The following is a 25,552-nucleotide window of genomic DNA, read 5'->3' on the forward strand; positions in this document are numbered from 1 at the left end:
CACCCTAGCCGATGGGCCCCGGGAGCCCGGCGTTCTGGGGCAGACTGCGGCAAATGAGCACCCTTGCCTGGTTCGCGTGCGCCTCCCTCGTCGTCTGGCTCTGGCTCCTGCTCGGCCAGGGCTTCTTCTGGCGCACGGACCAGCGCCTGCCCCGGCCCCGGGATCGCCGCGACGGGCCCCACGCGCGCGTGGGGAGGGAGGAGTGGCCCGGCGTCGTGGTGGTGGTGCCCGCGCGGGACGAGGCCGGGGTGCTTCCGCTGAGCCTGCCGTCGCTGCTGGCCCAGGACTATCCGGGCCGGGCCGAGGTGATCCTGGTGGACGACGGGTCCACGGACGGGACGGGGCGGCTGGCCGAAGCGCTGGCCGCACGCCGCGGCGGGCTGCCGCTCACGGTGGCGTCGCCGGGCGAGCCCGGGCCGGGGTGGACGGGGAAGCTGTGGGCGCTGCGGCACGGGATGGCGCTGGCACGCGCGCGGGGGCCGGAGTTCCTGCTCCTCACGGACGCGGACATCGCCCACGCGCCCGACAGTCTGCGACGACTGGTGTCCGCCGCCCTGGACGACGACCGGGACCTGGTCTCGCAGATGGCCCGGCTGCGGACGGCGAGCCCCTGGGAGCGGCTGGTGGTCCCGGCCTTCGTCTACTTCTTCGCCCAGCTCTACCCGTTCCGGTGGATCAACGCCGCACGGCCGCGCGCGACGGCGGCGGCCGGGGGGTGCGTGCTGCTGCGGACGGAGACGGCGGTGGCGGCCGGGGTACCGGACGCGATCCGCTCGGCGGTGATCGACGACGTGTCGCTGGCCCGGGCGGTGCGGGCGGCGGGCGGCCGGATCTGGCTGGGACTGGCGGAGGGGGTCGACTCGGTGCGCCCCTATACCGGGCTCGGCGAGCTGTGGCGGATGGTGACGCGGAGCGCGTACGCCCAGCTGCGGTACCGGCCGTCGCTGCTCCTGGGGACGGTCGTCGGGCTCGCGCTCGTCTATCTGGTGCCGCCGGTCGCGCTGGTGGCGGGGCTCGTGGCCGGGGACGCGGCGGCGGCCTGGGCGGGCGGGGCGGCCTGGGCGGTGATGACGGGCACGTACGTCCCGATGCTCCGTCACTACCGGCAGCCGGCGTGGACGGCGGTGTTGCTGCCGTTCACCGCCTCCCTCTATCTGGTAATGACGGTGGACTCGGCGGTGCTCCACCACCGGGGGCGGGGCGGGGCCTGGAAGGGGCGGGTCCACCCGGGAGGCCGGACGGCCGCGGAGGGCACGGAATTCACCGCTCGCCACGGGGAGTAACGCGGTGAATTCGGCGCGTGTACGCTCCGCCCTTCGGCGTCGGATTGACGATTCGACTTACCCAAGATCACTTCTCCCACTCCTTCCGGTCGCTTTTTCTTTATCCGTTCTTCATACCGGACGGGAGGGCCGGCGCCGATCGGCGCGACCCATCGGTAACCCCCTCTCAGCTCGGGTTTTGCGCGATCATGGGACAACGGCATGCCCGTTTTTGGCACGTTCGCTCGGGTTGGGGATCCGCGACCGCCAGAAGCCCGTCAAAGAAGCTGTTGAGCGGGCTCCCCAATCGGCAGATCGTGGGCTTAACTTATGTGCCATGACCTCCCCCCGCTCCAGCTATGGAGGCGGTTACCACACCGCGCCGTCCTTCCCGGACACCCCTATCTACGACTCCCTGGTCGCGGAGCGGGGCACGCCTCAGATCGCCCCGATCCGAGTGCCCGCCGCGTACGAGGCCCCCGTCGGCTACCCGACACCCGCGCCGACCGGCTCCTACCTGCCGGCGCTCCCGGCGGCCCTGCCCGCCCTCCCCTCGGCGCCCTCCCCCCAGCCGGCGCCGGCCTACCACGGCGGCGGCTACGGATACCCGCAGCCGGCCCCGCAGATGATGGCCCCGCAGATGGCGCCCGCGCCGCTCCAGCCGGCGCCCTCGCCGTACATCCCGCAGCAGCCCGCGCCGCCGCGCGGCTACCCGGGAGGACCGGTCCCGCAGCCGGCCCGCCCGATGGCCACCGGCTACGAGGCGATGCGCCCCGCCGCCCCGCGCCCCGCACCGGCGCCGGTACCGGCCCCCGCGCAGTACCACGACCCGTACAACCGCCCCTACCAGGGAGGCGGTTACTGACGGGCCACGGAGCGCGTCCCGACGGGGGCGGAGCGGCTGGCAGGATGAGCCCATGGCTGATCCCGTCCTCCGCTCCGTCCACGTCCATCCGGTGAAGGCCCTGCGCGCGCTCGACCGCGCCGAGGCCGAGGTGCGGCCCTGGGGCCTCGCGCACGACCGCCGCTGGGCCGTCGTCGACGCCGGCGGCACGGTCATGACCCAGCGCCGTCACCCCCGGATGGCCCTCGCGTCCGCCGAACCCCTCCCGGACGGCGGCCTGCGGCTCACCGCGCCCGGTCGCGAGCCGCTCGTGGTGCCGGTGCCCGAGCCCTCGGTCACGCTCACCATGGACATCTTCGACCAGGCCGTGGAGACGGTGCCCGCCGGCGAGCCGGCCGCCGCCTGGTTCTCCGCCTACCTGGAGGCCGACGCGCGCCTCGTCCACCTGGACGCGCCCGAGCACCGGCGCCCGATCGACCCCGACTTCGCGCGGCCCGGCGAGACGGTCAACCTCGCCGACGGCTACCCGCTGCTCGTCACCGCCCTCGCCTCCCTCGACGCCCTCAACGCGCTGATCGAGCGGGGCGACCACGCCCACGAGGGCCCGCTGCCCATGAGCCGCTTCCGGCCCAACCTGGTCGTCGAGGGCACCGACGCGTGGGCGGAGGACGGCTGGACCCGGCTCGCCGTGGGCGAGGTGACCTTCCGGGTGGCCAAGCCGTGCGGCCGGTGCGTGGTGACCACCACCGACCAGACCACCGCGGCGCGCGGCAAGGAGCCGCTGCGGACGCTCGGCCGGCACCGCAAGCTGAACGGCAAGCTGGTCTTCGGCCAGAACCTCGTCCCCGAGCACCCGGGAACCGTCCGCGTCGGCGACCCGGTGAAGATCCTCGACTGAGCCCGGCCCCCTCCCCCGCTCGACAGGCGAACCGCGCGCCCCGCGGGCACACTCGTCGGAGGAGCGACGAACGAGGGGGTCCCGGAACATGCGCGCAGTCACCGGACTCTGGCGCTGGCGGCACAATCCCCTGCGCCGCGGGACGGACCTGGTCGAGGCGTGGGTGGCACTCGTGGCCGTCCTCGCGCTGTGCCTGGCCGTGCCCGCGGCAGGCTACGCGGCCGGCTCGGCCGCGCGGCAGTCGCTCCAGCGCGCGGCCCACGCCCAGCAGGCGGGCCGCGTGGCGACCACCGCCTACGTGCCCCGCTCCGCCCCGACGCCCCCGTTTTCCGCCGCGTCGAGCGACCAGGCGGCCGAACAGCGGTTCCGGCGGGCGGTCGTGGCCCGCTGGACCGCCCCCGACGGCACGTCCCGCACGGGCACCGTGACCACCTCCCGGGGCAGCTCCTCACCCGGCGACTCCTTCGCGCTGTGGACCGACCGCACGGGCCGGCCCGTGACGGCGCCGCTGGCCCAGGACACCGCCCGCGCCCACGCCGTCCTCGTCGGACTCACGGTGGCCGTCCTGGCCGGAGTCGCCGTCGAGCTCGTGCGGCGACTGGTGATGCGACACCTGCGGATGCGGCGCTACGCACGGCTGGACCGCGCGTGGGCGTCGGTCGGCCCCGACTGGGGACGGACCGGCGCCGGGAGCTGACGCACCGCTGGAACCGGAGGTTCCGTGCCCCGTACGGGTGCGGCTCTACGACCCGTCAACCCCGCGCCGCCGCGCGCGCTACGGTGGGGCGACGGATCCCCCGTCCAGGGGACGGGATCCACGGTCATGGACCCCCTCCGCGGGATCCACCACACCGGATCCCGGATCCGGTTCAGCGTCGGCGCACGAGGCGGGGGCAGAGCACACCCATGGCACAGGGCACGGTCCAGGTGACGCACACCGGCACGTCGCGGTGGCGGCGCCGCACGGGCGAGTACGCCTCCCTCGCCGCCGCGCTGGAGGCCGCCGGCGACGGCGACGTCCTCACCGTCGCGCCCGGCACGTACCGCGAGAACCTCGTCGTGACCCGGGCGGTGACCCTGCGGGGGCCCGAGGACGGGGCGGGGCCGGTGCGGATCGCGCCGCCGGACGGGGTGCCGCTGACCCTGCGGGCCTCGGCCGTCGTGCAGGACCTGCACATCGAGGGCCAGGACGTGGCGGCCCCGGCGCTGCTCGTCGAGGACGGCACTCCCGAACTGCTCGACCTGCGGATCATGACGCGTTCGGCCGCCGGGATCGAGGTGCGCGGCCGGGCCCGGCCGACCGCCCGGCGCTGCACGGTCGACAACCCGGCCGGGGTGGGCATCGCCACCGTCGACGGCGCGGGCGGGGTCTTCGAGGAGTGCGAGGTCGTCTCCGCCGGGCAGGCCGGGGTGTCCGTGCGCGGCGGGGCGCACCCCCGGCTCGAACGGTGCCGGGTGCACCACGCCTCGGGCGCGGGGATCGCCGTCACCGGCGAGGGCAGCGGCCTGGAGGGCATCGGCTGCGAGGTGTACGAGATCAAGGGCGCCGGCCTCCAGATCGCGGCCCGCGCCACCGCGCACCTGGTCGACTCCACCGTGCACCGCACCTCCGCCGACGGCGTCACCCTGGACACCGACGCCGTGCTGACGCTCTCCGACTGCGACATCCACGACGTGCCCGAGAACGCGGTGGACCTGCGCTCGCGCTCGGTGCTCACGCTCACCCGGTCGACCGTGCGCCGGTTCGGGCGCAACGGCCTCTCGGTGTGGGACCCGGGCACGCGCGTGGACGCCCACCAGTGCGAGATCCACGACAGCACGGGCGACTACCCGGCGGTGTGGGTGAGCGACGGCGCGAGCGCGGTGCTCGACGCGTGCCGGGTGCACGACGTGCCGGACGCGCTCTTCGTGCTGGACCGGGGCTCGCGGGTGGACGTGGTGGACAGCGACCTCACGCAGGTGCGGAACACCGCCGTGTCGGTGAGCGACGGCGCCACCGCCCAGCTCGACGACTGCCGGATCAAGGAGGCCGCCACCGGGGCCTGGTTCCGCGACCACGGCAGCGGCGGCACCCTCGCCAACTGCACCGTGGACGCCGTGCAGACCGGCGTCATCGTCACCAAGGGCGCCGATCCGACGGTAGAGCGCTGTGTGGTGACCTCCCCCGCCGAGGCCGGGTTCTACGTGTCGGCGGAGGGCCGGGGCACCTTCCACGGCTGCCGGGTCACCGGCAGCGGCGGCTACGGCTTCCACGTGATGGACGGCTGCCGGACGGTGCTGCGCCGCTGCCGGACCGAGCGGTGCGCGCGCGGGGGGTACGAGTTCCCCGAGGACGGGCTCGAGGTCGAGGACTGCACCGGTGACGAGAGCGCCGTACGGACCCCGCCGGTGCCCGAGCCGGTGCCCGCCCCGGTCCTGACGGCCGGACGGCACTCGCCCGGCCTGCTCGGCGCCTATCCCCCGGCGCGTGCCGCCGCGCCCGCCCCGGCGCCGATGCCCGCGCCGACGGCCGCGCCGGTCCCCGCGCCGCGTTCCTCGGACGACGTGCTGGGCGCGCTCGACGCGCTGGTCGGCCTGGACAGCGTCAAGCACGAGGTGCGGACGCTCACCAACATGATCGAGGTGGGCCGGAAGCGGCGGGAGGCCGGGCTGAAGGCCGCCTCGGTCCGCCGCCACCTCGTCTTCACCGGCAACCCGGGCACCGGCAAGACCACGGTCGCCCGGCTCTACGGGGAGATCCTCGCCTCGCTCGGCGTGCTGGAGAGCGGGCACCTGGTGGAGGTCTCCCGGGTCGACCTGGTCGGCGAGCACATCGGCTCGACCGCGATCCGCACCCAGGAGGCGTTCGAGCGGGCGCGCGGCGGGGTGCTGTTCGTGGACGAGGCGTACGCGCTGTCGCCGGAGGACTCGGGGCGCGACTTCGGGCGCGAGGCCATCGACACGCTGGTGAAGCTGATGGAGGACCACCGGGACGCCGTGGTGGTCATCGTGGCCGGCTACACCGCCGAGATGGAGCGCTTCCTGACGGTCAACCCCGGTGTGGCGTCCCGCTTCTCACGGACCATCAGCTTCGGCGACTACACGCCGCGGGAGCTGCTGCGGATCGTGCGGCAGCAGACGGACGAGCACGAGTACCGGCTCGCGGAGGGCGCGGACGACGCCCTCCTGACGTACTTCGAGAAGCTGCCGAAGGGCCCGGCCTTCGGCAACGGGCGGACCGCGCGCCAGACCTTCGAGTCGATGGTGGAGCGGCACGCGGGCCGCGTCGCCGTGCTCGCCGAGGCGAGCACGGACGACCTGACCCTGCTCTACCCGGAGGACCTGCCCGAGCTCCCCTGATCCGTACCGCCCCGGTCCGGGCCGTCCCGGCCCGAACCGTCGTGGTCCGCCGTCTCCTCGGGGGTCCGCTGGCGGGGCAGCGCGGGCAGCAGCCGGTCCAGCAGCGCCGCCCGGCAGCTCGCGAAGGCCGGGTCGGCCTGGTAGTCGGAGTGGCCGAGGACCGGTTCGGGCAGCGGGTGGGCGCGGGTGCGTCCGTACGCCACGGGGTCGCGCAGCACCGGGGCGTCGACGGCCGGACGGCCGCCCTCGGCGGGGACCCGGACGGGGCCGCCGATGGGGTCGGTGGCGCGGTGCAGGTTGGTCCAGCAGTGCACGGCCCGGTGGAGGCCGCGCAGCGCCTCGGGACCGAAGTAGGCCGGGAACCAGCGGCCGTAGAGCCGTTCCAGCGGGGAGCCGTAGGTGAGGAGGGCGACCCGGGCGCGGGTGGCGGACGGCAGCTGCCACACGGCCGCCGCGGCGAGCACGCTGCCCTGGGAGTGGCCGGAGATGACGAGCCGGCCGCCGGTGTGCCGGGTCCAGGAGCTCATCCGCCAGGTGAGGTCGGGTACGGCCCGTTCCGCGTAGCAGGGCGGCGCGAAGGGGTGGGCGGCGCGCGGCCAGAAGGTGCCGACGTCCCACAGGATGCCGATGGTGCGGCGGGCGGAGGCGTCGCGATAGGCGCGGCGGCCCCAGGTGACGAAGAGCAGGAAGCCGAAGCCGATCATCCAGGAACCGAGCGCCTGGGTGGTGGCGGCGAGGGCGGCGACCGCGGGGTGGGCGCCGGAGAAGGCGCGGCCGGGGACGGCGTCGCTGGACCAGGCGCCGGCAACGGAGGCGGCGCCGAGGAGCAGCGCGGTGGCGGAGACGACGGCGACGAGGACGGGGGCGGAGTCGGTGAGCGAGGCGCGGGCGCGGCTCGCGGCGATCTGGCCGGTGCGGACCGGGTCGGGGCTCTCGCCGGCGTAGTCGGCCTCGACGGCGGTCCGCAGTCGGCGGCCGGCGAGCACGGTCCGGGCGCCGAGGAGCGCGGCGGGCGCGAGCAACAGCAGGAGCAGGACGGGGATGACGGACGCCTGCCAGCTGAGGAGGACGGGCGGGCCGACCAGCGGGCTGCCCTCGGAGCCCGGGGTGGCGGCTCCGTCGAGCCAGTCCGCGACCCACTGGGCGACGCCGCCGGACATGACCCCGCCGAGCGCGCAGGCCAGCATGGCGGTGGCGGGCCCGCCGAGCCCGGCGAGGGCGGTGCGGGGGTCGCGCCGGGGCCGCTGGAGCAGCAGGGCGACGGCGCCGAGGGCGACGACGAGGCCGCCCTGGGCCAGGGTGAGGGCCCCGAAGACGGCGTTCCCGGGGAGGGTGCCGCCGGAGTGCCAGCCGGGCCGGGCCCACGCGGTGTGCACGGCGGTCAGGACGAGCAGGGTGAGGGCCGCGGCCGGCAGGCGGGTGAACAGGGCGCGCTCGACGCGCTGGTCGATCCGGCGTTCGCTGCGGCCGCGGCCGCAGACCGCCCACAGGACGAGGGCGCCGCAGGTCACGAGGGCGGCCCGCAGGGCGAGTCCGCCGGTGGCGAGGGTGCCGGTGTCCTGCCGGGCGGGGGCGGCGGCGAGGGCCGCGGCGACGGTGAGGAAGCCGGCCGCGGTGTGCGCGGCGCGCAGTCGGGCGACGAGCCGCCTCCCGTACCAGAATCCGGGCCGGCCGAGCGCGGGGCGCGGGTCCCCGGCGGGTACGGCGGCGGCGTCGGTGGGCGGGCGCTGGGCCTCGTAGGCGCTCCAGGTGCGGTGCGAGAGGTACCAGAGGAGGCCGACGAGGGCGGCCGGGAGGACGGCGGCGAGGGCGAGGCGGCGGCCCGGGCCGGACCACCAGCCGCCCCGGTCGGCGGAGAGGAAGCCGAGCCAGGCGCGGCCGTCGGCGCAGGCGGGGGTCCCGGCGCACTGCCAGGCCGTCAGGTCGAGGGCGACCTCGCAGACGGCGGCGGTGAGCAGCACGGTGAGACTGAGGGCGAGGAGCCGGACGAGGACGCCGTAGAGCCGGACGAGGCCGGGGCGGCCGACGGCCGGCGGGCGCATCCAGTGCGCGAGGTTGACCACCATGAACGGCAGGAGCAGCAGCCACAGGGCGCGGGCGCCGTCGCCGGAGGTCAGGTTGGACCAGACGTACGCCTCCGGCACCGGCCGGGCCGCGTACCGCTCGGGATGGTCCTCGGCGTCGAGGTCCTCGGCGCGCCGGTGCACGGCCGCGGTCTCGTCGCCGGTGACCCGTACGGTCCTGGGGTCGTCCAGCATGGACTGGGGGGTGGCTCCGCCGACTCCGTGGACGAGGAGTTCGAGCGCCGCGCCCCCGTGCTCGGGGGCGGGTGTGGCAGGGGACACTTAGGAGTCTTCCTCTCGTGAGTGGGAGGATGCGACGTCGGCTCCAGGATCGCGGACGACCGTGCGCCCGCGCACGGTCTCTCACCGAATCCGACAGCCATCCCCTCGTCTCCTGCGGAAGGACCGGCCCCGGCGGTGACAGACAATCAGAACCTCCTCGCGGAGCAGCGGCGCGCCCTGATCCTCGACGAGGTCCGGCGCCGCGGCGGCGTACGGGTCAACGAGCTGACCCGACGGCTCAGCGTCTCGGACATGACGATCCGCCGTGACCTGGACGCGCTGGCCCGGCAGGGCATGGTCGCGAAGGTGCACGGCGGGGCGGTGCCGGTGTCGGAGCCGAGCACCCACGAGCCGGGCTTCGAGGCGAAGTCGGTCCTGGAGCCGAGCGCCAAGGACGAGATCGCGCGGGAGGCGGCGGCGCTGGTGCTGCCGGGTTCGGCGATCGCGCTGTCCGGCGGGACGACGACGTACGCGCTCGCGCGGCACCTGCTGGACGTGCCCGACCTGACCGTGGTGACGAACTCCGTCCGGGTCGCGGACGTCTTCCACGAGGCGCGGCAGACGGCCGGGGAGGGCCGGCGCGCTCCGACGGTGGTGCTGACGGGCGGGGTGCGGACGCCGTCGGACGCGCTGGTGGGGCCGGTGGCGGACCGGGCGGTCCGCTCGCTCCACTTCGACCTGCTCTTCCTCGGGGTGCACGGCCTGTCGGTGGAGGCGGGGCTGTCGACGCCGAACCTGGCGGAGGCGGAGACCAACGGGTGCCTGATCCGTTCGGCCCGCCGGGTGGTGGTGGTCGCGGACCACACCAAGTGGGGCACGGTGGGACTGAGTTCGTTCGGGTCGCTGGACGAGGTGGACACCTGGGTGACGGACCGGGGGATGGCCGCCGAGGTACGGGCCGAGGTCGCGGAGCACGTGCCGGGGCTGCTGGTGGCCGGCGAGACGGCGGCGTGAGCCGCTTCCGGGTGGTGCGCCCGGTGCCGCTGGCGCCGGAGGAGACCTGGCGGCGGCTGACCGACTGGCCGGCGCACGGCCGTCAGGTGCCGCTGACCCGGACGAGGGTCCTGACGCCCGGCCCGAGCCGGACCGGGACCCGCTTCACCGCGCGCACCGGGCTCGGCCCGCTGGGCTTCGACGACCCGATGGAGGTGGTCCGCTGGGAGCCGCCGCGCGGGGACCGGCCCGGGGTGTGCCGGCTGGAGAAGTACGGGCGCCTGGTGCGGGGCTGGGCGGAGATCGAGGTGGCGGCGGCCCCCGGGGGCTCCCGGGTGGTGTGGACCGAGGAACTGTCGGTGCGCGGCCTGCCGAGGGCCTTCGACGGGGTGCTGGCGCGGGCGGGGCGGGTGGTGTTCGGCCGGGCGCTGGACGGGCTGCTCGGCGTCTCCGCGCCGGGCGGCCGACCCGGGCCCGACTCCTCGAACGGACTTTCGTCCTGACGGCTTGTCAGCTAACGTGCTTCTTCCCTCGATCCGGGAGGTCCGGTCCATGCAACGCCGACTGCGGCCGGTGGAGCTCGACTTCACCGCCACCGCGCCCGTCCGCCTCGCCTTCGAGGCCACGCTCCAGGCACCGCCCCCGGCGGTCTACCGCTCGATAGCGGTCGAGGTGGGCAGCCTGCCCTCCTGGTTCACCCCGGTCTCCTCCGCCGTCCCGCTGGACGACGGGGCCCGCCGGACGATCCGGCTGCGCGGCGGGATCCGGTTCGAGGAGACGATCCTCGCCTCCGAGCCGGACCTCCGCTACGCCTACCGGGTGGACCTGACCAACGCGCCCGCCGTGTCCGCGCTGGCCGAGGAGTGGGCCCTCGCGCCGGAGGGCGCCGGGACGCGGCTGCGCTGGACGATGGCGGCCGACGGGCCCGCCGCGTTCCGCGCCGGGCTGCGGCTGGCCTCACCGGGCATGGGCCTGTCCTTCCGCCGGGCCGCCGTGCTGCTGGACCGGCGGCTCACTCCGGCCAGACGCCCGTCTCCAGGAAGCGCTCGATAGCCACCGCGTACGGGGCGATGTCGAGGCCCTGCCCTTCGAGCCAGGCGTCCGAGTAGTACTTGTCGAGGTACCGCTCGCCGGGGTCGCAGATCAGGGTGACGACACTGCCGGTGCGCTCCTCGGCGACCATCTCGGCCACGATCTTGAGGGCGCTCCACAGTCCGGTGCCGGTGGAGCCGCCCGCCTTCCGCCCGATCGCGGTCTCCAGCGCGCGGACGGCGGCGACGCTCGCCGCGTCCGGCACCTTCATCATCCGGTCGACGGCGCCGGGCACGAAGCTGGGCTCCATCCGGGGCCTGCCGATGCCCTCGATGCGGGAGCCGCAGTCGGCGGTGGCGTCGGGGTCGTGGTGGACCCAGCCGTCGAAGAAACAGGAGTTCTCCGGGTCGGCGACGCAGATCCGGGTGTCCTGCTGGGTGTAGTGGACGTAGCGGGCGATGGTGGCGGAGGTGCCGCCGGTACCCGCGGTCGCCACGATCCACGCCGGCTCCGGGTAGCGCTCCAGCCGCAGCTGCTGGTAGATCGACTCCGCGATGTTGTTGTTGCCGCGCCAGTCGGTGGCCCGCTCGGCGTAGGTGAACTGGTCCATGTAGTGGCCGCCGGTGCGCGTCGCGAGCGCCGCGGCCTCCTCGTACATGGTGCGCGAGTCGTCCACGAAGTGGCACTGCCCGCCGTGGAATTCGATGAGCCGGCACTTCTCGTGGCTGGTGGTGCGGGGCATCACGGCGACGAAGGGGACGCCGATGAGCTTCGCGAAGTACGCCTCGGAGACGGCGGTCGAGCCGCTGGACGCCTCGATGACGGGCTTGCCGGGGCGGATCCAGCCGTTGCAGAGCGCGTAGAGGAAGAGGGAGCGGGCGAGCCGGTGCTTGAGGCTGCCGGTGGGGTGGGTGGACTCGTCCTTGAGGTACAGGTCGATCCCCCACTTCTCGGGGAGCGGGAAGCGCAGGAGGTGGGTGTCGGCGGAGCGGTTGGCGTCGGCCTGGACCTTGCGGACGGCCTCCTTGAGCCAGGCGCGGTAGGCCGGATCGCTGCGGTCGACGTCCGCGGTGGCCACGGCGTCGGCGACGTGGGGGGGTCGGGGGGTGGTGCTCAACGGTTCTCTCCTCGCTGTACCGCCGGGGCGGACCCTGGCTTCCCACCGCCGACGATACCCCTCCCACCTGGGCAAACGATCTCTTTGACGCTCCATAGGAACGCCTTGGGGAGCAGGTGTGCGAGGGTCTCTGGTGCCCGCGCCGACGGCCCGGCACACTGGGTGGGGATGGGTCGGCGGAAGGGGTGGACGGCATGGCGGAAGCGGAGTTCAGCGCCAGGGGCGTACGGATCGCGCGGTGGCCGCGCTCGCTCACCCGGGCCGGCGAGGTCCGCATCGAGGACGGCCGGCTCGCGCTGCTGACGAGCTACGGCTCCGAGATCGACAGCGCGCCCGTCAAGGCGGTGCGGGCGGGGCGGCCGTGGTTCGCGAAGGCGGACGAGACGGTGGCGAAGGTGAACGGCACCCGCTACCGGCTGACCATGGACGGCGCCGGGGAGGACGACGTCCGGGACGCCGAGCAGGCGGGCCGCTTCCTCGCCGCGCTCAAGCGGGCGGCCGGCGGTCGCTGAGCGCGCCCGGACGGCGCTGACCTGGGGAAGCTCGCGGCGGGTTGCGGGGCGGTGACGGGTGGCTCACGCTGGAACCACCTCACTGAGGGTTCAACGGTGGTGACACTGTGCTCAGTGCGCCGCCCTGATGTACCGCAGGACAGATCCGAATCTCCGTCTTCTTCAGGACTACTTCGGGGAGTCGCAGCCGTGATCAGCGAGCCGAGCAGGTATTACGCGGTGGAGCTCCAGGCCCTGCCGTCGCGGATCGGACAGATCCGCAGGATCGTCTCCGCCCATCTGCGCCATTGGCAGCTCGACGACCTGGTCGATCCCGTCCAACTGGGAGTGACCGAGTTGTTGAGCAATGTGCACCGCCACGCGCAGCCCGACAAGGAGTGCACCGTCGAGCTGGAACTCCTGCTCGACCGGCTGACCGTCTCGGTCCGGGACAACGACCCCCGGATACCGGTCGCGACGGAGTCGGACGCCCTGGACCTGTGGGACGAGCCGGACGCGCTCGCCACCTCGGGCCGCGGCCTCGCCATCGTCGGGGCGCTCAGCGACAGCTGGGGCGTCCGCCCGCGGGGCGTCAGCGGGAAGACCGTCTGGTTCACCCTGACGGCACCACCGTGCGCCGATGGCCCGGCCCTGGCCGCCGCCGAGGCCGGGTTCGGCTTCGACCTGGTGCCGCCGGCCCCGGTCGTCTCGTACAGCCGGCTCGCCGGCATCCCGCTCGGCACGCCCGCGGACGCCCCGGCGCTCGCGGCGAGCGCCGGGCGCGGGGCCTGACGTCAGGCCGTGGCGACCAGGGTCAGGTAGGCGATGCCGAGGACGTTCCGGTAGCCCTTCAGCCAGCCGGAACGCTGCCGGTCGACCCGCTCGCGGGTCTCCTCGGCCAGCGGGTGGTCCGGATGGGCGGCGAGCCACAGCTCCGTGTCGTACCGGTAGCCGGACTCGAACGCCTCCCACTCGTCGCGGCCCGCCGTCTCGATCCAGGCGGGCCGGAAGCCCGCCCCGATCGCCAGGTCGACCAGCTCCCCCAGCGGGAAGTGGTCGCCGGTGGAGGCGCCGGGCCACATCGCGGCGAGCTCCGCCGCCGTCGGGGTCCGCTCCCAGAAGCCCTCGCCGAGCACCACCACGCCGCCGGGCCGGACCAGCCGGCGCAGCTCGCGCAGCGCCTCCGCCGGGTCGTGGGGCAGCTCCGGGTCGCACAGGGCCTGGCTGGCGCCGAGGCACAGGATCGCGTCGACGGGTCCGCGCTCGGTGCCGCGGGCGGACTCCTCGACGAAGACGGCACGGTCCGCGAGGCCGCGCTCCGCCGCGAGGGCGCGGCCGCGCGCGAGGTCCTCGGCGTTGATGTCGATGCCGGTGCCCTTCGCCCCGGGCACCGCGTCGAGGACGCGGAGCAGCAGTTCGCCCCAGCCGCAGCCGATGTCGAGGACGTCGGCGGGACCGGAGGCGACGATCCGGCGCAGGAGGCGCTCGGCGCGCTCCTCGGAGAGCGGGCCGTGGAAGGTGAGGCTGCCCAGGCGGGGCGGGAGCCCGTCATCGGAAGTGATCATGGAGGGCGACGTTACCGGGCCCGCCCCCGGACGCCCACCCCTTTTCACCCGCGTTCCCGGGCCGGCGGGGGCGGCGCGCCCGACCGTCCGGCGGCGTCGTCGTCGGCGGCGGCGGCGAACCGGGCGCGGGCCCCGTGCCCCGGGTCAGACGGGGGCGCCGCCCAGCGCGGTGAGGGGGTCGTCGAGGACCGGCTGCCAGGCGAGTTCGGCCGCGCCCACCAGGCTGTTGTGGTCCAGGGTGCAGGGGAGGATCGGGACACCGCCGCTGCGGCCCCACAGGCTGCGGTCGGCGACGACCGCGCGCAGCCGCTCCGGGTCGGCGTCGAGCAGCTCGCGGTGGAGCCCACCGAGGATGATGCGGTCGGGGTTGAGGATGTTCACCAGACCGGCCAGGCCCAGGCCGAGACGGTCGATCAGCTCCTCCACCGCCGCCCGCACCCCCGGGTCGTCCGGCGCGGTCCGCAGCAGGTCGCGGGCCTGCTGGAGCAGGGAGACCTCGGGGCCCGGCTCGCGGCCGGCGACCGTGAGGAAGGCCAGCGGGTCGGTCTCGACGTCCAGGCAGCCACGGCCGCCGCAGTGACACGGCCTGCCCTCCGGGTTCACCGTCAGGTGTCCCACCTCCAGGGCGAGGCCCGAACTGCCGGTGTGGAGGCGCCCGTCGAGGACGAGCGCGCCGCCGACGCCCCGGTGCCCGGTGGCCACGCACAGCAGGTCGCGGGCGCCGCGCCCGGCGCCGTGCCGGTGCTCGGCGAGCGCGGCGAGGTTCACGTCGTTGGCGGTGAAGGCGGGGCCCTCGATGCCGGCGGCCCGGATCCGCTCGGCGAAGATCTCGCGGACCTGCGCGCCGGCCGGCCAGGCCAGGTGGAGCGGGTTGAGCGCGGTGCCCTCGGGTTCGGCGACGGCGGACGGCACGGCCAGGCCGGCGCCGACGCAGCGCCGTCCGGTCTCGCGGAGCAGAGCGGCGCCCGCGTCCACGACGGCGCCGAGGACCTGTGCCGGGTCGGCGGAGACCGTCACCGATCCGGGGACGGTGGCGACGAGCGTGCCGCCGAGGCCGATCAACGCGGCCCGGAAGCCGTCCGCGTGGACCTGGGCGGCGAGCGCCACCGGCCCCTTCTCGTCGACGGCGAGCCGGTGCGAGGGGCGGCCCTGGGAACCGGCGGCGGCCCCGGGGTTGGAGTCGACCCGGATGAGGCCGAGGGCCTCCAGCTCGGCGGCGACGGCCCCGGCGGTGGCGCGGGTGACGCCCAGTTCGGCGGTGAGGACGGCCCGCGTCGGCGCCCGGCCGGTGTGGACCAGCTCCAGCGCGGGGCCGAGCGCGCTGCGCCCCCTGTCCAGCCGAGTACGCGTCGTCGTCGCCTTGCCGTTCATGGGCCCGAGTCTCGCATGATCGGGGCCGCCCGCCGGAACCGGCCGGGCCGGACCGGCTCCCCGGCGTCGGGCACGGAGGCGACCCGGCGATGTCGGGCACGGACGGGACCTCCCGGTGCCAGAATCCTCGCCGTGGACACGTACATCGGGAACGGGGGCACGATGAGGATCGCGGAGCACATCGACGCGCTGGAGACGGCCGGCCGGGCGCTCGCCGGGGCGGCGGAGGCGGCGGGGCCGGACGCGGAGGTCCCGACGTGCCCGGGATGGCGGGTCCGCGACCTGCTGCGGCACACGACGATGGTGCACCGCTGGGTGACGGGCCTCGTCGTCGAGGGCAGCGGGGAGTACCGGCCCGAGGCGGGCGAGCCGGACCTGGACGGCGCCCCGCTCCTCGCCCACTACCGCGAGGGCCACGCCGCCCTGGTCGCGGCGCTGCGGGCCGCGCCGGAGACGCTCGACGCCTGGACGTTCCTGCCGGCTCCGTCCCCGCTCGCCTTCTGGGCCCGGCGGCAGGCACACGAGACCACCGTGCACCGGGTGGACGCCGAGTCGGCGCTGTCCGGGGGCCCGGGTCCGGTCGGGGCGGCGCTCGCCGCCGACGGCGTCGACGAACTCCTCGCGGGCTTCCACGCGCGCGACCGCAGCCGGGTCAGGACCGAGCTGCCGCGCACCCTGCGGCTGCGGGCGACGGACACGGGGGACGTCTGGACGGTACGGCTCTCGGCCGCGCCGCCCGTCACGGAGCGCGGCGGGACGGCTTCCGGCCCGGTGGACACGGAGGTGTCCGGGAGCGCGGACCGGCTCTACCTGCTGCTGTGGAACCGGCTGCCCGCCGCGGAGGTGACGGTCACCGGCGACCCGGAGCCGCTGCGGCTGTGGCGGGAGACGTCGGCGGTCACCTGATCCCGAGCGGGCGGCCCGGCCCTCCGTCAGGGCCGGGGGGCCAGGCCGACCTCGCGACCGAGGCGCTCGGCGGCGGCGGCGAAGAAGGCGTCCCGGTCCTCGACGATCCGGTGGAACTGGCCGAAGACCTCGAACGACACCAGTCCGAAGAGCTGGGCCCAGGCGCGGACGAGCGCGACGGCGAGGGCGGGCGGCAGGTCGGCGGCCTCCTCGGCGGCGAGCCGCTCCGCCTCCGGGGCGAGGCCGTCCGGCAGCGGCGGCGGCGTGACGCCCCCGGCCTCGTGGGCCCCGCGGGCGGTCGCCACCAGGAGCAGGCCGACGCGGGCGGCCGGGCCGACCGTGTCCTGCGGTGCGGTGTATCCGGGGACCGGCGAGCCGTAGATGAGGGCGTACTCGTGCGGGTGGGCGACGGCCCAGGAGCGGACGGCCCGGCAGACGGCGGTCCAGTGGGCGAGGTGGTCGCCGGGCGCGGTGCTCACGGCGTCGGCGTGGGCCCGCTCCGCGACGGCGCCGACGGCGTCGTACGCGTCGATGATGAGCGCGGTCAGCAGGTCGTCCCGGCTGGGGAAGTAGCGGTAGAGCGCCGAGGAGACCATGCCGAGCTCACGGGCGACGGCGCGCAGCGAGAGCTTCGCGGCGCCCTCGGCGGCGAGCTGCCGGCGGGCCTCGTCCTTGATGGCGGCGGTGATCTCGATCCGGGCGCGGGCGCGGGCTCCTTGAACGGTGGTCATGGGAGCAGTCTGCCACGTTTCAGAGCAGCGCACCGAAACGAGAGCACTGCTCTTGCTCTCGGTCGCCGATTCATGCACACTGATCTCAAGCGAGAGCAGTGCTCACGATTCGAGAAGGCCGCGGATCGGGAACGGTTCTCACGCCGCACCACCCGGCACCGCCGCCCGCACCTCCGCCGCGACTCCGAGGAGACCCCGATGTCCGACACCACCGCCCACGTCAAGAAGCCCGGCTGGTTCACCGTCCACGTCATGAACCGCTCCGTCGCCTGGCTGACCCGCCGGGGCATCAGCGTCTGGGGCTCGCGGGTCCTCGCCGTCCGGGGCCGCAAGAGCGGCGAGTGGCGGACCACCCCGGTCAACGTGCTCACCCACGACGGCGACCGCTACCTCGTCGCCCCGCGCGGCCACGTCCAGTGGACCCGCAACATGCGGGCGGTCGGCGGCGGCGAGCTGCACCTCGGCAAGCACGTCGAGCCGTTCACCGCGACCGAGGTCGCCGACGACGCCAAGGCGGACGTGCTGCGCGCCTACCTCAAGCGCTGGAAGGCCGAGGTCGGCGTCTTCTTCGCCGGGGTCGGCCCGGACTCCACCGACGAGGAGCTGCGCGCCGTCGCGCACAAGCACCCCGTCTTCCGCATCACCGCCGCCCCGAACGCGTGAGGGCGGGCACGGACCCGAAGCCCGTACCCGCCCCCACCGCGCCGGGCGCGAGGCGCGCGACTCAGACGGGATCGACGGCCTCGGCGGCCTCCGCCGGGCCCGCCCCCGCCGTCGCGTCCGCGTCCGTGTCCGCCGTCCGCTCGTCCTTGCGGCTCACGCCCCGGCCCGCCGGGCCGACGCCGGCTTCCGTGTCCATGCGCTTGTCGAGGACTTCGAGGGCCCGCCGGGCCAGACCGTTCGAACGGACCATGCCGCCCAGCGTGGCCGAACCGCGGGTGATGTCCGCGAACGCGTTCCAGGCCGGCCGCACGCCGGTGATCACCGCGTGCAGCAGCCCCGGGCGGCGCTCGAAGACCGCGAGCATGCGCCGGCCGACCGCCATCTCCACACCGAGCCCCGCCTTGATCGCGAAGGCGTAGTTCAGCGCCTGGCGGCGGGCGTCCACCGCGTCGCCGGCCTCCGCCACCCGCACCGCCCACTCGCCGGCGAGCCGGCCCGAGCGGAGCGCGTACGAGATGCCCTCGCGGGTCCACGGCTCCAGCAGGCCCGCCGCGTCGCCGCAGACCAGGACCCGGCCGCGGGAGAGCGGCGAGTCGTCGGTGCGGCAGCGGGTGAGGTGGCCGGAGGAGATCGCGGGCTCGAAACCGGCGAGGCCCAGCCGGGCGACGAAGTCGTCCAGGTACCGCTTGGTCGCCGCGCCCTCGCCGCGGGCCGAGATGACGCCGACCGTGAGGGTGTCGCCCTTCGGGAAGACCCAGCCGTAACTGCCGGGCATCGGGCCCCAGTCGATGAGGACCCGGCCCTTCCAGTCCTCCGCCACCGACGGCGGCACCGGGATCTCCGCCTCCAGACCCAGGTCGACCTGGCCGAGCTTCACACCGACGTGCGCTCCTATGCGGCTGGCGCTGCCGTCCGCGCCGACCACGGCCCGCGCCAGCACCCGCTCGCCGTCGGCGAGGACCACCGCGACCGTCCGCCGGTCCGGCACGGACGGCCCGTGCTGCTCCACCCGGGACACGGTCGCGCCCGTGCGCAGCTGGGCGCCGGCCTTCTGCGCGTGCTCGACGAGCTGGGCGTCGAACTCCGGCCGGTTGATGAGCCCGAAGAGCATCCGGCGCGAGCGGCGGGTGCGGGCGAAGCGGCCCTCCAGTGAGAAGGTGACCGCGTGCACCCGGTCCTGGAGCGGGAGTTCGAAGCCGGGCGGGAGCGAGTCGCGGGAGGGGCCGATGATGCCGCCGCCGCAGGTCTTGTACCGGGGCAGCTCGGACTTCTCCAGGAGCAGCACCCGGCGGCCCGCGACCGCCGCCGCGTACGCCGCCGAGGCGCCGGCCGGGCCGGCGCCGACGACCACGACGTCCCACACCTCGGGCCGCTCGGTACCGGGCTCCGCGGCGGGGTCCGCGTCCGCTCCGGGACCGGGCTCCGCACCGGCATCCGCGTCCGGCACCGCGTCCGCCGCCGCGCCGGACGGCTCGGCCGCCGGGGCCGAATCGCCGGGCACGAGCGGCTCGATGGGCTCCGGACCGGCGTTCTCTGCGTGCTCGCTGCTCACGATGTGCTTCTGCTCCTGATCCGACCGGCGTCTGCTTCCCGCATCCTACGGCTCGGTACGCCGCTGCCCGGTCGTAGGATCGACGGTGCGATCGCCGTACCACCCGATACGCCGTTCGCTCCCCTTAGCTCACAACGTCGCACCCACGAGGAGCGTGCCCATGACGCCGAATCCGATCGCCGAGACCGTCCGGTCCCTGATGCCTCGCGCGAAGGCCGAGCTGACGGAGCTGGTCGCCTTCGAGTCGGTCGCGGACGAGGCCGTGGCGCCCCGCAGCGAGTGCGAGGGCGCCGCGAACTGGGTCGCCGACGCGCTGCGCGCCGAGGACTTCCGCGACGTCGCGCTGCTGGACACGCCGGACGGCACGCAGTCGGTGTACGGCGTGCTGCCGGGCCCGGCGGGCGCGCCCACGGTGCTCCTCTACGCCCACTACGACGTGCAGCCCAAGCTCGACGAATCGGCGTGGCTGACCCCGCCGTTCCAGCTCACCGAGCGCGAGGACGGCCGCTGGTACGGCCGGGGCGCCGCCGACTGCAAGGGCGGCTTCATCCTGCACCTGCTGGCGCTGCGGGCCCTCAAGGCCAACGGCGGCGTGCCGGTGACCGTCAAGATGATCGTCGAGGGCTCGGAGGAGCAGGGCACCGGCGGTCTGGAGCGGTACGCGGAGCAGCACCCCGAGCTGCTGGCCGCCGACACCATCGTGATCGGCGACGCGGGCAACTTCCGCGTCGGCCTGCCGACGGTGACCGCCACCCTGCGCGGCATGACCATGATCCGGGTCCAGATCGACACCCTGGAGGGCAACCTCCACTCGGGTCAGTTCGGCGGTGCCGCGCCCGACGCGCTCGCCGCGCTGATCCGGGTCCTCGACTCGCTGCGGGACGAGAACGGCTCGACGGTGATCGACGGCCTGCCCGCGGACGCCGCGTGGGAGGGCCTGCAGTACCCGGAGGAGCAGTTCCGCGCCGACGCCAAGGTGCTGCCGGGCGTGGACCTGCCGGGCGCCGGCACGGTCGCCGAGCGCATCTGGGCCCGTCCCGCCGTCACCGTCGTCGGCATCGACTGCCACCCGGTGGCGGGCGCGACCCCGTCCATCCCGCGGACCGCCCGCGCGCAGGTCAGCCTGCGGGTGCCGCCGGGCCAGGACGCGGCCGAGGCGACCAAGCTGCTCTTCGCCCACATCGAGAAGCACACGCCGTGGAACGCGCGCGTCACCCTGGAGCAGGTCGGCCAGGGCCAGCCGTTCCAGGCGGACACCTCCAGCCCGGCGTACGCGTCGATGGCGGAGGCGATGCGGGTCGCGTACCCGGGCCAGGAGATGCAGGCGGCCGGCATGGGCGGCTCGATCCCGCTCTGCAACACGCTCGCCACGCTCTACCCGCAGGCGGAGATCCTGCTCATCGGCCTGAGCGAGCCCGAGGCGCGGATCCACGCGGTCAACGAGTCGGTGTCGCCGGAGGAGCTGGAGCGGCTCTCCGTCGCCGAGGCGCTGTTCCTCGTCAACTACGCGGGTGGCCTCGGGGCCTGACGCCGCGACGGGCGGGGCCGGGGCGGGTCGGGGACGACCGGCCCCGGCCCCGGCCGGTTCAGCGCTGGGCGAAGCTCGCCCAGAGCGTAGAACGCCCCGCCGGGCCCGCCGCACTGCGTACGTTCGCCTCATGGAAGCCCTCAGGATCACGCCCCGGCTGCACCTGCTCGACTACTCGATCGGGCAGGCGTACCTGTGGCGGGACGACAGCGAACTGACCCTCGTGGACGCCGGCTGGGCCGGATCGGCGGACGCCACGACCGCGGCGATACGGGCGGCGGGCCTCGCCCCGGACCGGCTGGCCCGCGTCGTCCTCACCCACGGCCACCGCGACCACGTGGGCGCGGCGCAGGAGCTGGCCGACCGGCACGGGGCCGAGATCGTCGCCCACCGGCTCGACGCGCCGTACGTGCGCGGCGAACTGCCGGTGCCCGAGCCGGACCTCCTGGAGTGGGAGCGCCCGCTCTGGGAGCACGGCCTCGCCTGCCCCGAGGCCCCCGCGACCCGGGTGGACCGGGAGGTCGGGGACGGCGAGGAGCTCGGCTTCGGGGACGGCGCGGTCGCCGTCCACACCCCCGGGCACACGCCGGGCTCGATGGCGATCCACCTCCCCCGCCACGGCGTGCTCTTCGCGGGCGACACCGTGGCGACGGTGCAGGGGGTGACCTTCGGCGTGTTCCACGTGGACCGCGCGCGGGCCCTGGAGTCGCTGCGGAGGCTGGCGGAGCTGCGTCCGTCGGTGCTGTGCTGCGGGCACGGACCCGTGGTCGCCCAGGACACGGCGGAGCGGCTCGCGGCGGCCGCGGCCGCCGGAGCCGTCACCCCCGGGTAGCCGGCGTCAGCCGACGGGGACGCCCGCCTCCAGGTTGAGCACGGTGCCGCGTTCGCGGGCGCGCAGGGCCCAGCGGAGGCGGTCGTAGCGGACGGGCGGGAGGAGGTCGGCGGCCTCCTCCTCGGTGACGAAGCGCCAGGCGCGCAGTTCGGCGCCGGGCAGCCGGAGCCGGTCCCGGTCGCGGGCGGCGAGCCGGCCTCCGTCGAAGAGCAGGCGGAGGCCGCCGAAGCCGGGCGGCTGGGGCCGTTCCCAGTCGACCAGGAGCAGCCGGGGGACCGCGTCGAGCTCCAGGCCGATCTCCTCGGCGACCTCGCGCATCCCGGCGCGGGCGGGCGGTTCGCCGGACTCGACGACGCCGCCGGGGAACTCCCAGCCGGGTTTGTAGGTGGGGTCGACGAGCAGGAAGCGGTCCTGGTCGTCGAAGAGGAGGACGCCGGCGGCCAGGGTCTCGCGGGTCGGCTCGGGCGTCTGGACGATCCCGCAGGGTGCGGCGAGGCCGCCCAGGACCGCGTCGGCGACGGCCTTGGCGGTCTCGGAGACGGTGAGCGCCGAGGTGTCGACGGTGTGGGCGTCGGCGCCGAGCCAGCCCGCGACGGCCTCCCGGTAGGGCGGGAGGTGGGCGTGACACCAGCGGCGGACGCCGGCGTCGGCGTCCGGGTCGCCGAACTCGGCGCGCCCGTCGATACGTGACCGCAGGATCGTTTCCTCCGGTGCCAGGAGCACATGCCGGACGTCGATGCGGCGGGCGGCGAGGCCGCCGAAGATCTCGTCGCGGTACTCCTGCCGGAGCAGCGTCATCGGGACGACGAGCACTCCGCCGACCTCGGCGTGCAGGGCGGCCGCGGTGTCCACCACGAGCCGGCGCCAGATCGGCAGGTCCTGGTAGTCGTCCACCTCGGCGAGCCGTTCGGCGGGGAGGAGCCGGCGCAGCGCGGCGCCGGTCGCCTCGGGGTCGTACAGCGTGCTGTGCGGGATCAGTCCGACCAGTTCGCGCGCGGTGCCGGACTTCCCCGCGCCGAAAGCACCGTTGATCCAGACGATCACGATTCCCCCCTCATCCGAAGCCCCTCGTCGAAGCCCCCTGTGGCTTGCCCGCAACACCCTGCCACGAAAACCACGAACACATGTCCGGGCCGATCCGTAACGCTCCGGGCCCCGCCGTCGTTGACACCGACGAGCACGAGGGGGTGCGGAGATGGACCGTACGGTTCTGGAGCGGTTTCCGGCGGGCGGGCCGCGCGGGCACTGGCCCGCCGAGGAGTACGCGGGCGCGTGCCGCGACGAGGGGGTGCCGGCCCGGGTCGTGATGGACCTGGCGTCCGACGCCTTCCTGGTCGTGGTCGAACAGCGCGCGCCGGAGCGGCCGGAGTCACGGGCCTCGCCGGCCCGGGGGTGAGCGGCCGCGGCGCTCCGGTCAGCCGGTGGCGCGGGGCGCCGCGGCGGCGGCCAGGAGGCCCGCGCCCGTGCCGGTGGCGGCGGTGACGACCGTGAGGCCGCGGGCGAAGGCGAGCGTGGCGTAGTCGGCGAGGTGGGGCCGGAGCGGGGTGAAGAGGACCTCCCCGGCGCCGGCCACTCCCCCGCCGACGACCGCGATGTCGATCTCCACCAGATGCGCGGTGGCCGCGATCCCGGCCGCGAGGGCACGCGCGGCCCGCTCGAAGGCGGCGAGGGCAGCCGGGTGGCCGGCCCGCGCGGCCTCGGCCACCGCGGCGGCCGAGGCGTCGCCTTCGGGTCCGGGCCGCCAGCCCCCGTCGAGCGCGTGGCGGGCGATGTGGGGACCGCCGGCGAGCCGCTCGACGCAGCCGCGGCCGCCGCAGGCGCAGGGGGCGCCGTCGAGGTCGACGCTGAGGTGACCGATGTGACCGGCGTTGCCGGTGGGGCCCGGGTGCAGGCGGCCGCCGAGGACGAGACCGCCGCCGACGCCGGTCGACACGACCAGGCAGAGGGCGTCGGCGTGACCGCGGGCGGCGCCGAGCCAGTGCTCGGCGGCGGTCATGGCGACGCCGTCGCCGACGAGGGTGACCGGCCGGCCGCCGGCCAGCCGCCGGACCCGGTCGACGAGCGGGAAGTCGCGCCAGCCGGGCACGTTGACCGGGCTGACCGTGCCCCGTGCGGCGTCCACCGGCCCCGCGCTGCCGATGCCCACGGCCCCGGCCGAGTCCCAGAGCGGGGAGCCGGCGAGGGCGTCGAGCACCTCCGCGACCACCGCCATGACCGTCTCCGCGTCCTCGCGCGCCGGGGTGGGCCGCTGGACGCGGGCCAGGAGGCGCCCCTCGGCGTCGACCAGCGCCCCGGCGATCTTGGTGCCGCCGATGTCGAGCGCGGCGACCGGTCCGACGGCGAGGCCGTGGGCCGGGACGGGAGCGGGGCCCGGGACGGGGAGGGGCGCGGCGAGGTGTGCGGGTCGGGGGGCGGTGGGCATGGACGTAGGTTCTCACGGTGGCGCGCGGCGGCCCGGGCCCGTACCGGCCGCGGACGCGAGGCCCTTGTCCACCCCTCGGGGACAACGTTGTCCAGGCTCTATGCTCGGTCCGGAGGCGGATGATCCGCCGGACGGCAGCCGCCGGCCCACCCACAACGGAGGATTCCCGCACCGTGGCCGAGACCACCCGCCCCGAGCCCCGCTACGGCAACCGGCCCACGATGAAGGACGTCGCCGCCCGGGCGGGCGTCGGCCTCAAGACCGTCTCGCGGGTCGTGAACGGCGAGCCCGGGGTGACCCCGGAGACCGAGCGGCGGGTCCGCGAGGCCATCGAGGCGCTCGGTTTCCGCCGCAACGACAGCGCGCGGGTGCTGCGCAAGGGGCGGACGGCGACCATCGGGCTCGTCCTGGAGGACCTCGCCGACCCGTTCTACGGGCAGCTCAGCCGGGCCGTGGAGGAGGTCGCGAGGGCCCACGGCACGCTGCTGATCAACGGCTCAAGCGCCGAGGACCCCGGGCGGGAGCAGGAGCTGGCGCTGACGCTGTGCGCGCGCCGGGTGGACGGGCTGATCGTGATCCCGGCCGGGGACGACCACCGCTATCTGGAACCGGAGATCCGGGCGGGCGTGGCCACGGTCTTCGCCGACCGCCCGGCCGGGCTCATCGAGGCGGACGCCGTCCTCTCGGACAGCTTCGGCGGGGCCCGGGAGGGCGTGGCCCACCTGATCGCCCACGGGCACCGGCGGATCGGCTTCATCGGCGACCGGCCGCGGATCCACACCGCGGCGGAGCGGCTGCGCGGCTACCGCGCGGCGATGGACGACGCCGGGCTGCCGGTGGACGAGCGGTGGGTGGCGCCGGGGTCGACGGATCCCGAGCGGGTGGCGGCGGCCGTCGCGGGCATGCTGTCCGGTCCGGAGCCGGTGACGGCGCTGTTCGCGGGCAACAACCGGGTCACCGTCACCGCCGTCCGGGTGCTCGCCGAGCGGACCGACCGCGGCGGGCCGCCGCCCGTGGCGCTGGTCGGCTTCGACGACATCGAGCTCGGCGACGTGCTGGGCGTCACCGTGATCGCGCAGGACCCGGCGGCGGTCGGCAGGACGGCCGCCCAGCAGCTGTTCCGGCGCCTCGACGGGGCCGCCGAGGCACCTCGGCAGGTCGTCATCGGGACGCGGCTGCTCGCCCGGGGCTCGGGCGAGCTGCCTCCGTCGTCCCGCTGACGCGCCCGGCTCAGCAGATCCGCAGCCCCTCCACGGGGCCGCCGGAGGCGCCGCCGCGCAGGTGGAGCACGCTGAGGTAGACGTTGGTGTTGCCGCTGTCGTCGTCGGTGCGGGCGAACCAGCGGCTGCTCACGCCGCCGTAGGACTCGCTGTGGGCGAGGTCCACCTGGCAGAAGAACGGGTGCGGTCCGGCCCCGACCGTGCCCATCTCCCCGCCGTCGTAGCGCTTCGTCGTGGCGGAGCGCACCACCTGGCAGGTGGCTCCGGACCCGGCCGCCTCGCAGCCGCCGGCCGGGGCCTGGGTGGTCGGTTCCGGTGCCGCCGTCGTGGTGGCCCCGGCCGCCGGTGCGGTGGTGGCTCCGCCGCCGGTCGTCCCCCCGCCGCCGGAGCCCGTGGTCGAGGCGCCGTCGCCGCTCCCCGGCGTCGCGGTGGCACCGCCGTCGCGAGTGCCGGTGCCGCCGCCCGCGGCCGGGTCCGTGCCGCCCGAGCCGGTGGCCGAAC

24 protein-coding genes and 1 pseudogene are annotated in these 25,552 nt (G+C 75.7%); 16 read left to right on the forward strand and 9 right to left on the reverse strand.

The window, feature by feature from the left end; all coding sequences use genetic code 11:
- The first annotated feature begins 53 nt into the window (after positions 1-53).
- From IE321_RS20955 to IE321_RS20975, 5 genes are all read left to right on the forward strand, one after another.
- Positions 54-1,283: a glycosyltransferase gene (locus IE321_RS20955; RefSeq protein ID WP_190224094.1), complete on the forward strand. Its 1,230-nt coding sequence runs from the start codon at positions 54-56 to the stop codon at positions 1,281-1,283.
- A 316-nt stretch (positions 1,284-1,599) separates the two neighbouring features.
- Positions 1,600-2,127 carry a DUF6643 family protein gene (locus IE321_RS20960; protein ID WP_043225096.1) on the forward strand — a complete coding sequence of 176 codons (528 nt, stop codon included), beginning with the start codon at positions 1,600-1,602 and terminating at the stop codon, positions 2,125-2,127.
- A 52-nt stretch (positions 2,128-2,179) separates the two neighbouring features.
- Complete coding sequence (locus tag IE321_RS20965; protein WP_190224095.1) at positions 2,180-3,004, forward strand: MOSC domain-containing protein; 825 nt, start codon at positions 2,180-2,182, stop codon at positions 3,002-3,004.
- Positions 3,005-3,092: 88 nt separating this feature from the next.
- Positions 3,093-3,701 carry an Rv1733c family protein gene (locus tag IE321_RS20970; RefSeq protein ID WP_190224096.1) on the forward strand — a complete coding sequence of 203 codons (609 nt, stop codon included), beginning with the start codon at positions 3,093-3,095 and terminating at the stop codon, positions 3,699-3,701.
- 209 nt (positions 3,702-3,910) lie between these two features.
- Positions 3,911-6,343: a right-handed parallel beta-helix repeat-containing protein gene (locus tag IE321_RS20975; RefSeq protein WP_190224097.1), complete on the forward strand. Its 2,433-nt coding sequence runs from the start codon at positions 3,911-3,913 to the stop codon at positions 6,341-6,343.
- Here the strand turns inward: IE321_RS20975 and IE321_RS20980 are convergent.
- Entirely contained in the window at positions 6,313-8,688 is a 2,376-nt protein-coding gene (locus tag IE321_RS20980) for a hypothetical protein (protein ID WP_190224098.1), read from the reverse strand. The genes IE321_RS20975 and IE321_RS20980 overlap by 31 nt on opposite strands.
- 135 nt (positions 8,689-8,823) lie before the next feature.
- Between IE321_RS20980 and IE321_RS20985 the strand changes: the two genes are divergently transcribed.
- From IE321_RS20985 to IE321_RS20995, 3 genes are read left to right on the forward strand one after another with little or no spacing between them, the layout of a single operon-like run.
- Positions 8,824-9,642 carry a DeoR/GlpR family DNA-binding transcription regulator gene (locus IE321_RS20985; protein WP_043225103.1) on the forward strand — a complete coding sequence of 273 codons (819 nt, stop codon included), beginning with the start codon at positions 8,824-8,826 and terminating at the stop codon, positions 9,640-9,642.
- Positions 9,639-10,124, forward strand: coding sequence for an SRPBCC family protein (locus tag IE321_RS20990; RefSeq protein ID WP_190224099.1), 486 nt, complete (start codon positions 9,639-9,641; stop codon positions 10,122-10,124). The genes IE321_RS20985 and IE321_RS20990 overlap by 4 nt, the downstream gene beginning before the upstream one ends.
- Before the next feature lie 49 nt (positions 10,125-10,173).
- On the forward strand, positions 10,174-10,674 hold the full coding sequence (locus IE321_RS20995) for an SRPBCC family protein (RefSeq protein ID WP_190224100.1): 501 nt from the start codon (positions 10,174-10,176) through the stop codon (positions 10,672-10,674).
- Here IE321_RS20995 and IE321_RS21000 read toward each other — a convergent pair.
- Positions 10,634-11,770 carry a PLP-dependent cysteine synthase family protein gene (locus tag IE321_RS21000; protein WP_043225110.1) on the reverse strand — a complete coding sequence of 379 codons (1,137 nt, stop codon included), beginning with the start codon at positions 11,768-11,770 and terminating at the stop codon, positions 10,634-10,636. The genes IE321_RS20995 and IE321_RS21000 overlap by 41 nt on opposite strands.
- 194 nt (positions 11,771-11,964) lie before the next feature.
- Here IE321_RS21000 and IE321_RS21005 point away from each other — a divergent pair, with 194 nt between their 5' ends.
- Together IE321_RS21005 and IE321_RS21010 are read left to right on the forward strand one after the other, a co-directional pair.
- The gene (locus tag IE321_RS21005) at positions 11,965-12,282 is read left to right on the forward strand and encodes a hypothetical protein (protein WP_043225214.1); all 318 of its coding nucleotides are present in this window, start codon (positions 11,965-11,967) and stop codon (positions 12,280-12,282) included.
- 189 nt (positions 12,283-12,471) lie between these two features.
- On the forward strand, positions 12,472-13,053 hold the full coding sequence (locus IE321_RS21010) for an ATP-binding protein (protein ID WP_226651855.1): 582 nt from the start codon (positions 12,472-12,474) through the stop codon (positions 13,051-13,053).
- A gap of 2 nt (positions 13,054-13,055) precedes the next feature.
- On the opposite strand, the gene IE321_RS21015 is transcribed toward IE321_RS21010, so the two are convergent.
- Together IE321_RS21015 and IE321_RS21020 are read right to left on the reverse strand one after the other, a co-directional pair.
- A complete protein-coding gene (locus tag IE321_RS21015; protein ID WP_190224101.1) occupies positions 13,056-13,826 on the reverse strand; it encodes an SAM-dependent methyltransferase in 771 nt (256 codons plus the stop codon).
- Positions 13,827-13,970: 144 nt separating this feature from the next.
- Positions 13,971-15,197: an ROK family protein gene (locus IE321_RS21020; protein ID WP_043225113.1), complete on the reverse strand. Its 1,227-nt coding sequence runs from the start codon at positions 15,195-15,197 to the stop codon at positions 13,971-13,973.
- 162 nt (positions 15,198-15,359) lie between these two features.
- Between IE321_RS21020 and IE321_RS21025 the strand changes: the two genes are divergently transcribed.
- Positions 15,360-16,103 (forward strand): maleylpyruvate isomerase family mycothiol-dependent enzyme, encoded by a 744-nt coding sequence (locus IE321_RS21025; protein ID WP_043225215.1) that lies wholly within the window; start codon positions 15,360-15,362, stop codon positions 16,101-16,103.
- A 26-nt stretch (positions 16,104-16,129) separates the two neighbouring features.
- Here IE321_RS21025 and IE321_RS21030 read toward each other — a convergent pair whose 3' ends face one another.
- Positions 16,130-16,834, reverse strand: coding sequence for a TetR/AcrR family transcriptional regulator (locus IE321_RS21030; protein ID WP_190224102.1), 705 nt, complete (start codon positions 16,832-16,834; stop codon positions 16,130-16,132).
- Between the two features lie 198 nt (positions 16,835-17,032).
- Between IE321_RS21030 and IE321_RS21035 the strand changes: the two genes are divergently transcribed.
- A complete protein-coding gene (locus tag IE321_RS21035; RefSeq protein WP_190224103.1) occupies positions 17,033-17,497 on the forward strand; it encodes a nitroreductase family deazaflavin-dependent oxidoreductase in 465 nt (154 codons plus the stop codon).
- 61 nt (positions 17,498-17,558) lie between these two features.
- On the opposite strand, the gene IE321_RS21040 is transcribed toward IE321_RS21035, so the two are convergent.
- Positions 17,559-18,860, reverse strand: coding sequence for a geranylgeranyl reductase family protein (locus IE321_RS21040; RefSeq protein WP_226651927.1), 1,302 nt, complete (start codon positions 18,858-18,860; stop codon positions 17,559-17,561).
- A gap of 349 nt (positions 18,861-19,209) precedes the next feature.
- Between IE321_RS21040 and IE321_RS21045 the strand changes: the two genes are divergently transcribed.
- Both IE321_RS21045 and IE321_RS21050 read left to right on the forward strand, forming a co-directional pair.
- Entirely contained in the window at positions 19,210-20,577 is a 1,368-nt protein-coding gene (locus IE321_RS21045) for a dipeptidase (protein ID WP_043225119.1), read from the forward strand.
- 130 nt (positions 20,578-20,707) lie between these two features.
- Positions 20,708-21,409, forward strand: a complete 702-nt coding sequence (locus IE321_RS21050; protein ID WP_190224104.1) for an MBL fold metallo-hydrolase — start codon at positions 20,708-20,710, stop codon at positions 21,407-21,409.
- Positions 21,410-21,415: 6 nt separating this feature from the next.
- On the opposite strand, the gene IE321_RS21055 is transcribed toward IE321_RS21050, so the two are convergent.
- Entirely contained in the window at positions 21,416-22,453 is a 1,038-nt protein-coding gene (locus IE321_RS21055; protein WP_190224105.1) for an NUDIX hydrolase, read from the reverse strand.
- Positions 22,454-22,604: 151 nt separating this feature from the next.
- Here IE321_RS21055 and IE321_RS21060 point away from each other — a divergent pair, with 151 nt between their 5' ends.
- Positions 22,605-22,805, forward strand: a complete 201-nt coding sequence (locus IE321_RS21060) for a DUF8839 family protein (protein ID WP_190224106.1) — start codon at positions 22,605-22,607, stop codon at positions 22,803-22,805.
- An 18-nt stretch (positions 22,806-22,823) separates the two neighbouring features.
- On the opposite strand, the gene IE321_RS21065 is transcribed toward IE321_RS21060, so the two are convergent.
- On the reverse strand, positions 22,824-23,831 hold the full coding sequence (locus IE321_RS21065; RefSeq protein WP_190224107.1) for an ROK family protein: 1,008 nt from the start codon (positions 23,829-23,831) through the stop codon (positions 22,824-22,826).
- 173 nt (positions 23,832-24,004) lie between these two features.
- Here IE321_RS21065 and IE321_RS21070 point away from each other — a divergent pair, with 173 nt between their 5' ends.
- Complete coding sequence (locus tag IE321_RS21070) at positions 24,005-25,051, forward strand: LacI family DNA-binding transcriptional regulator (RefSeq protein WP_043225123.1); 1,047 nt, start codon at positions 24,005-24,007, stop codon at positions 25,049-25,051.
- Positions 25,052-25,061: 10 nt separating this feature from the next.
- Here IE321_RS21070 and IE321_RS21075 read toward each other — a convergent pair.
- A pseudogene (locus tag IE321_RS21075) lies at positions 25,062-25,552 on the reverse strand (serine/threonine protein kinase); the annotation flags it as partial.

It is taken from the genome of Streptomyces hydrogenans, assembly GCF_014656075.1.
Taxonomy (GTDB): domain Bacteria; phylum Actinomycetota; class Actinomycetes; order Streptomycetales; family Streptomycetaceae; genus Streptomyces; species Streptomyces hydrogenans.

Bases quoted from the DNA above. Each gene is read 5' to 3' on its own strand.
- IE321_RS20955 (WP_190224094.1), top strand. From the start codon at position 54: ATGAGCACCCTTGCCTGGTTCGCGTGCGCCTCCCTCGTCGTCTGGCTC.
- IE321_RS20960 (WP_043225096.1), top strand. From the start codon at position 1,600: ATGACCTCCCCCCGCTCCAGCTATGGAGGCGGTTACCACACCGCGCCG.
- IE321_RS20965 (WP_190224095.1), top strand. From the start codon at position 2,180: ATGGCTGATCCCGTCCTCCGCTCCGTCCACGTCCATCCGGTGAAGGCC.
- IE321_RS20970 (WP_190224096.1), top strand. From the start codon at position 3,093: ATGCGCGCAGTCACCGGACTCTGGCGCTGGCGGCACAATCCCCTGCGC.
- IE321_RS20975 (WP_190224097.1), top strand. From the start codon at position 3,911: ATGGCACAGGGCACGGTCCAGGTGACGCACACCGGCACGTCGCGGTGG.
- IE321_RS20995 (WP_190224100.1), top strand. From the start codon at position 10,174: ATGCAACGCCGACTGCGGCCGGTGGAGCTCGACTTCACCGCCACCGCG.
- IE321_RS21005 (WP_043225214.1), top strand. From the start codon at position 11,965: ATGGCGGAAGCGGAGTTCAGCGCCAGGGGCGTACGGATCGCGCGGTGG.
- IE321_RS21015 (WP_190224101.1), bottom strand. From the start codon at position 13,826: ATGATCACTTCCGATGACGGGCTCCCGCCCCGCCTGGGCAGCCTCACC.
- IE321_RS21020 (WP_043225113.1), bottom strand. From the start codon at position 15,197: ATGAACGGCAAGGCGACGACGACGCGTACTCGGCTGGACAGGGGGCGC.
- IE321_RS21025 (WP_043225215.1), top strand. From the start codon at position 15,360: ATGAGGATCGCGGAGCACATCGACGCGCTGGAGACGGCCGGCCGGGCG.
- IE321_RS21030 (WP_190224102.1), bottom strand. From the start codon at position 16,834: ATGACCACCGTTCAAGGAGCCCGCGCCCGCGCCCGGATCGAGATCACC.
- IE321_RS21035 (WP_190224103.1), top strand. From the start codon at position 17,033: ATGTCCGACACCACCGCCCACGTCAAGAAGCCCGGCTGGTTCACCGTC.
- IE321_RS21045 (WP_043225119.1), top strand. From the start codon at position 19,210: ATGACGCCGAATCCGATCGCCGAGACCGTCCGGTCCCTGATGCCTCGC.
- IE321_RS21050 (WP_190224104.1), top strand. From the start codon at position 20,708: ATGGAAGCCCTCAGGATCACGCCCCGGCTGCACCTGCTCGACTACTCG.
- IE321_RS21060 (WP_190224106.1), top strand. From the start codon at position 22,605: ATGGACCGTACGGTTCTGGAGCGGTTTCCGGCGGGCGGGCCGCGCGGG.
- IE321_RS21065 (WP_190224107.1), bottom strand. From the start codon at position 23,831: ATGCCCACCGCCCCCCGACCCGCACACCTCGCCGCGCCCCTCCCCGTC.